Genomic DNA, 6418 nt, shown 5'->3' with positions numbered 1-6418 from the left:
CGGCGAGATGCGGTACGTCGGCGGCAACGGGCCGCGGGGCCGCGGCGGGCGGAGCCGGCTCGGGCATGGGCACGGGCGCCGGGGCAGCGGTTTTCTTCGCGGGTTTGCGCCCGGCCGCAGGCGGCTCGGAAGCCGCGGACGGAATATCGGCCGGTGCCGTTTCCGGCACGGGATCGTCGAACAGCGACGCCTGTTGCGGCGCGCGGGAAGTCTTGCGGGTTGCCATGCGTGATGCGAGTTTATTGCGCGCGCAGCCGGTAGCCGCGCTGCGCCTTGCTGATGTTTTCGGGAACGAGGCCCGGCAGCGCCTGCTGCAGTTCGGCGGCGAGCGTCGCGAGCGCCGTTTCCGGGCCGTCGATCAGTTCGAGTTCGATTTCGCTGATCGGTTCGCGGCGCGTTTCGTGTTCCGCCTGGACGACGATCTCGCCGAGGTCCACCGCGGCCTCGACGGTTGCGCCGCCGATTGCGATGCGCCACAGCGTACGCGAAAAATCCGTGCGGAACAGCGCGTGCAGCGCGCCGGCCGCGTCATTGAGCGCGGCGGCGGCTTTCGGCACGTCGCAGGCCGCGACGAGCGCGTCGATTTCGAGCGCGTCGCCCGCGACCGGCAGCTCCCATTCGTGGCGGCTATGCAGGCCGCCTTCCGCGCTGCCGACCGTCTTGAACGTCTGCAGCCAGCCGTCCGGCGTGCGGCGCACGCGCACCGCGCTCTTCGAGCGCGCCAGCGCGAGATCGGGCGTGTCGTAATAGACGTTCGCGAGCGCGATGGCACGGCCGGGTTCGCCGGTCAGCGTCTCGAAGAAGCGGCGCGCGGCGTCGGCCTGGCCGGCCGGCAGCGCGAGCTTGATTTCCTGTTCGATCGCCATCAGAAGAACATCCGTGCGAGTTCCTCGCCCGGCTGGTCGGCGCGCATGAACGCCTCGCCGACGAGGAACGTGTTCACGTTCGCCGCGCGCATCGTGTCGACGTCGGTGCGCGACAGGATGCCCGATTCGGTCACGACGATGCGATCCGCCGGAATCATGTCGAGCATGTCGAGCGTGGTCTGGATCGACGTCTCGAACGTGCGCAGGTTGCGGTTGTTGATGCCGAGCAGCGGCGTCTTCAGCGTCAGCGCCTGTTCCATCTCGTGGCGGTCATGCACTTCGACCAGCACCGCCAGGCCGAGCGAGTGCGCATACGCTTCGAGATCCTGCATCAGCGGCGTGTCGAGCGCGGCGGCGATCAGCAGGATCGCGTCGGCGCCCATCGCGCGGGCTTCGACGATCTGGTACGCGTCGACGATGAAGTCCTTGCGCAGCACCGGCAGCGTGCAAGCCGCGCGCGCTTCCTCGAGATAGCGGACGCCGCCCTGGAAGAACTGCTCGTCGGTCAGCACCGACAGGCACGCGGCGCCGTGCGCCGCATACGAGCGCGCGATGTCGGCCGGCACGAAGTGCTCGCGCAGCACGCCTTTCGACGGGCTGGCCTTCTTGATTTCGGCGATCACGGCGGCGTTGCCGGCCGCGTGCTTCGCGCGCAGCGCACCGACGAAGTCGCGGAGGTCGCGCGCGGAGGCTTCCAGTTTCAGTGCCTCGAGCGGCGTGCTGCGCAGGGCCGCCGCGATTTCTTCGCGCTTGACGGCGATGATTCGGTCGAGAATGTCGCTCATAGGGGTTCCTGCTGGATTCGTAAGAGGGTCAGCGCTTGAATTGCTGCGTGAAGCGCACGAGTTCGTCGACCTTCGCGCGGGCCTTGCCGCTCGCGATCGCTTCGCGGGCGAGCTGGATGCCGTCCGCGATCGATTCGGCGATATTGGCCGCGTAGAGCGCGGTGCCCGCGTTCAGCGTGACGATCTCGCGCGCGACGCCCGGCTGGTTGTCCAGCGCGCCGAGCAGCATCGTGCGCGATTCGTCGGCATTTTCCACCTTCAGCGTGCGGTTCGACACCATCTGCAGGCCGAAGTCCTCCGGATGGATCTCGTATTCGTGCACCTTGCCGTCGCGCAACTCGCCGACGAGCGTCGCGGCGCCGAGCGACACCTCGTCCATGCCGTCCTTGCCGTACACGACGAGCACGTGCTGCGCGCCGAGACGCTGCATCACGCGCACCTGGATGCCGACGAGGTCGGGGTGGAACACGCCCATCAGCTGGTTCGGCGCGCCGGCCGGATTGGTCAGCGGGCCGAGGATGTTGAAGATCGTGCGCACGCCGAGTTCGCGGCGCACGGCCGCGATGTTCTTCATCGCCGGGTGATGGTTCGGCGCGAACATGAAGCCCATGCCAGTTTCGGCGATCGATGCGGCGACTTGCTCCGACTGCAGGTCGATGTTCACGCCGAGCGCCTCGAGCACGTCGGCGCTGCCGGACTTGCTCGATACGCCGCGGTTGCCGTGCTTCGCGACCTTCGCGCCCGCGGCCGCCGTGACGAACATCGACGCGGTCGAGATGTTGAACGTGTGCGAGCCGTCGCCGCCGGTGCCGACGATGTCGACGAAATTCGAGTTGTCCTGCACCTCGACGTGGTTCGCGAATTCGCGCATCACGGTCGCGGCGGCGGCGATCTCGCCGATCGTCTCCTTCTTCACGCGCAGCCCGGTGATGATCGCGGCCGCCATCACGGGCGACAGGTCGCCGCGCATGATCAGCCGCATCAGGTGCAGCATTTCGTCGTGGAAGATCTCGCGGTGCTCGATCGTGCGCTGCAGCGCTTCCTGCGGGGTAATCGTCATCGTGCGTCTCCCGTCAGGCAGCCGGTGCGGCGGCATGGGCCGCTGCGCGATGCTGCTTCAGGAAATTCTCGAGCAGCGCATGGCCATGCTCCGAGAGAATCGATTCCGGGTGGAACTGCACGCCTTCGACCGGCAGCGTCTTGTGGCGCACGCCCATGATCTCGCCGTCGTCGGTCCACGCGGACACCTCGAGGCAGTCGGGCAGCGATTCGCGCTCGATCGCGAGCGAGTGGTAGCGCGTCACGTCGAAATGCTTCGGCAGGTCGGCGAACACGCCGCGGCAGTCGGTTTCGATCCGGCTCACCTTGCCGTGCATGATGGTCTTCGCGCGCACGACGCGGCCGCCGAACGCTTCGCCGATCGCCTGGTGGCCGAGGCAGACGCCGAGGATCGGCTTTTTGCCCGCGAATTCGCGCAGCACGTCGAGCGTGATGCCCGCGTGTTGCGGATTGCTCGGGCCGGGCGACAGGCAGATGGTGTCGGGGTTCAGGCGCGCGATGTCGTCGAGCGTGATTTCGTCGTTGCGGTAGGTACGCACGTCCTCGCCGAGTTCGCCGAAGTACTGGACCAGGTTGTAGGTAAACGAGTCGTAGTTGTCGATCATGAGCAGCATGGTCAGTCTCCGGTCAGAAGTCGCTATCGAGGCCGTCCTGGACCTGTTCGGCCGCACGCAGCACCGCGCGCGCCTTGTTCTCGGTCTCTTGCCATTCGGATTCGGGCACCGAATCCGCGACGACGCCGGCCGCCGCTTGCACGTACAGGTTGCCGTTGTGGATCAGGCCCGTGCGGATCGCGATCGCGAGATCCATCTCGCCCGAGAACGACAGGTAGCCGACCGCACCGCCGTACAGCCCGCGCTTGACCGGCTCGAGCTCGTCGATCAGTTCCATCGCGCGCACCTTCGGCGCGCCGGACAGCGTGCCGGCCGGGAACGTCGCGCGCAGCACGTCGTAGTTCGTCATGCCGGGCTTCAGCTTGCCTTCGACCGAGCTGACGATGTGCTGCACGTGCGAGTACTTCTCGATCACCATCTTGTCGGTCACCTGCACCGAGCCGATTTCCGCGATGCGGCCGACGTCGTTGCGCGCGAGGTCGATCAGCATCACGTGCTCGGCGATCTCCTTCGGATCGTTGAGCAGCTCGGTCGCGAGTTCCGCGTCGCGCTCGGGCGTGTTGCCGCGCGGGCGCGTGCCGGCGAGCGGGCGGATCGTGACGATCTGGTCTTCGCCGCGTTTTTCCTGGCGCACCAGGATTTCCGGCGATGCGCCGACCACGTGGAAATCGCCGAAGTTGTAGTAATACATGTACGGCGACGGATTCAGCGAGCGCAGCGCGCGGTACAGCGACAGCGGATTGTCGCGGTACGGCTTCGTGAGTCGCTGGCCGACCTGGATCTGCATCAGCTCGCCGGCCGCGATGTATTCCTTCGCCTGGCGCACGGCGGCCAGATAGTCGTCCTTCTTGAATTCGCGGAACGTCTCGGTGCGCACGCTCGCCGACGTGACGGGCGGCTGCACGGTCGTGCGCAGGCGCTGCTTCAGTTCGCGCAGGCGGTGTTTCGCCTTCGCATACGCTTCGGGCTGGCCCGGGTCCGCGTAGATGATCAGGTAGAGCTTGCCGGCAAGGTTGTCGATCACCGCGACTTCTTCGGTCAGCAGCAACTGGATGTCGGGCAGGCCGAGATCGTCGCGCGGCGCGGTGTTCGCGAGCTTCTTCTCGATGTAGCGCACCGCGTCGTAGCCGAAGTAGCCGGCGAGGCCGCCGCAGAAACGCGGCAGGCCCGGGCGCTGCGCGACCTTGAAGCGCGCCTGGAACGATTCGATGAACTGGAACGGGTCGCCGTCGTGCGTCTCGACGACCTGGCCGTCGCGCACCACTTCCGACACGCCGTTGCGGGTGCGCACGAGCGTGCGGGCCGGCAGGCCGATGAACGAGTAGCGGCCGAAACGCTCGCCGCCGACCACAGATTCGAGCAGGAACGAGTTGGCGCCCGCCCGTTCGGGCTGGGCCAGCTTCAGGTAGAGGGACAGCGGCGTTTCGAGATCGGCGAGGGCTTCCGCGATCAGCGGGATGCGGTTGTAGCCTTCGTTCGCCAGCGATTGGAATTCGAGTTCGGTCATGTTCCGGTCCTGTTCGGGACGAGCGGCGCGTGCGCCAGGGATCACTTGACGCTGCGCGGGTGGCCGTCGGCGAAAGGGCGGTCGATCGAGAAGTGCCTGTTGCCGGCCGGCACTCCGGGCGTGAACGTCGCGAGCCTGCGGCCGAGCCTGAACGCAAGCGTTCGGACACGGTGGAACTCGAGGTGGTGCGACGATCGGCGCGCGGATGCGCAGCGAGATAAAAAACGGCGCTGAAGACGTGCTTCAGCGTACCTCATCGAAGAGGTTAGCGCGACCAGCGACGCCAGGGCCAGGCTCCCCGGTCGATGCTGCTCAGACTCCGTTTTTTATTCAGAAACATGCGGATGGAAGAAATAATCAGAGGGTTGGCCGGCCGGCGTTGTGCGCGGAAATTGCGCGAGCCGCGACCAGCAACGAATCGACTATACCATCCGAATTTATCGTTTGTATAGCTTTGCCGTGGTTGTAGCCGTACGGCACCGTCAGCGTCGCCATCCCGGCCGCGCGGCCTGCCAGCGCGTCGTTTTCCGAGTCCCCGATCGCGACCGCGGCGTCCGGCGCGACGCCCAGCGCATCGCAGGCCGTCAGCATCGGCAGCGGGTCGGGCTTCTTGCGCGCGACGCTGTCGCCGCCCAGCACGATGCCGAAGCTGCCGGCCAGCCCGTATTGCTCGAGCAGCTCGACTGCGAAGCGGTGCGGTTTGTTCGTCACGCACGCGAGCCGGATGCCGGCCGCGCGCAGCGCGTCGAGCCCGGCTGCCACGTCCGGATAGAGACGCGTGTGGCGGCCGTTGATCTTCGCGTATTCGGTCTGGTAGATCGCGAGTGCGTCGTCGAAGCGCGCCTGCGCTTCGTCGGCCTGGAAGCGCGGCTTCAGCACGCTCTGGATCAGGTGTTCGGAGCCCTTGCCGACATAGCCGATCACTTCGTCGCGCGACGTGGCCGGCGCGCCGAGCTGCGCGAGCATCCCGTTCAGGCCGGCCGTGAAATCGTCGGCCGTGTCGACCATCGTGCCGTCGAGGTCGATCAGCGCCGCATCGATGCGCGGCGCGGCGAAGCGGATCGGGGCCGCGTCCGTGGCGGCCCCGGCCGGCGTGCGGCCGGCGAACGACGAGTCGGTCACGGCGTCAGCTCCGTTCGACGGTCGCGAGCGCCGCGCGCATCTCGTCGATCACCTTGCGGTAGTCGGGCTTGCCGAAGATCGCCGAGCCCGCGACGAACGTGTCGGCGCCGGCCGCCGCGATTTCCGCGATGTTGTCGGCCTTCACGCCGCCGTCGACTTCGAGCAGGATCTCGCGGCCGGTGCGCTCGGTGTACGCGTCGATGCGGGCGCGCGCCTCGCGCAGCTTGTTCAGCGTCTCCGGAATGAACGACTGGCCGCCGAAGCCGGGGTTCACCGACATCAGCAGCACGAAGTCGAGGCGATCCATCACGTGGTCGAGGTAGTTCAGCGGCGTGGCCGGATTGAACACGAGACCGGCCTTGCAGCCGTGGTCGCGGATCAGCGACAGCGTGCGGTCGATGTGATCGGAGCCTTCCGGGTGGAAGCTGATCAGGTTCGCGCCGGCCTTCGCGAAATCGGGCACGA

Annotated in this window: 7 protein-coding genes and 1 pseudogene; all 8 read right to left on the bottom strand. The window is 67.2% G+C overall.

The window, feature by feature from the left end; all coding sequences use genetic code 11:
- A pseudogene (locus JMF90_RS40110) lies at positions 1-226 on the bottom strand (uracil-DNA glycosylase); the annotation flags it as partial.
- Positions 227-239: 13 nt separating this feature from the next.
- Positions 240-866: a CYTH domain-containing protein gene (locus JMF90_RS18960; RefSeq protein WP_054928328.1), complete on the bottom strand. Its 627-nt coding sequence runs from the start codon at positions 864-866 to the stop codon at positions 240-242.
- Positions 866-1651: an indole-3-glycerol phosphate synthase TrpC gene (trpC, locus tag JMF90_RS18955; protein ID WP_054928329.1), complete on the bottom strand. Its 786-nt coding sequence runs from the start codon at positions 1649-1651 to the stop codon at positions 866-868. The genes JMF90_RS18960 and trpC overlap by 1 nt, the downstream gene beginning before the upstream one ends.
- 28 nt (positions 1652-1679) lie before the next feature.
- Complete coding sequence (trpD, locus tag JMF90_RS18950) at positions 1680-2711, bottom strand: anthranilate phosphoribosyltransferase (RefSeq protein WP_006477042.1); 1032 nt, start codon at positions 2709-2711, stop codon at positions 1680-1682.
- A 13-nt stretch (positions 2712-2724) separates the two neighbouring features.
- Positions 2725-3324 carry an aminodeoxychorismate/anthranilate synthase component II gene (locus JMF90_RS18945; protein WP_006477041.1) on the bottom strand — a complete coding sequence of 200 codons (600 nt, stop codon included), beginning with the start codon at positions 3322-3324 and terminating at the stop codon, positions 2725-2727.
- Between the two features lie 13 nt (positions 3325-3337).
- Entirely contained in the window at positions 3338-4831 is a 1494-nt protein-coding gene (trpE, locus tag JMF90_RS18940; RefSeq protein WP_006477040.1) for an anthranilate synthase component I, read from the bottom strand.
- 357 nt (positions 4832-5188) lie between these two features.
- Complete coding sequence (locus JMF90_RS18935) at positions 5189-5953, bottom strand: phosphoglycolate phosphatase (RefSeq protein ID WP_054928330.1); 765 nt, start codon at positions 5951-5953, stop codon at positions 5189-5191.
- A 4-nt stretch (positions 5954-5957) separates the two neighbouring features.
- Positions 5958-6418: ribulose-phosphate 3-epimerase (locus tag JMF90_RS18930; RefSeq protein WP_201325314.1), on the bottom strand; the 461-nt coding region annotated here is incomplete at its 5' end.

The organism is Burkholderia sp. E168m23 (genome assembly GCF_016586125.1).
Lineage (GTDB): Bacteria > Pseudomonadota > Gammaproteobacteria > Burkholderiales > Burkholderiaceae > Burkholderia > Burkholderia orbicola.
Note: the sequence above shows the minus strand (reverse complement) of the source record. Positions and strands in the feature narration are given on the sequence as shown.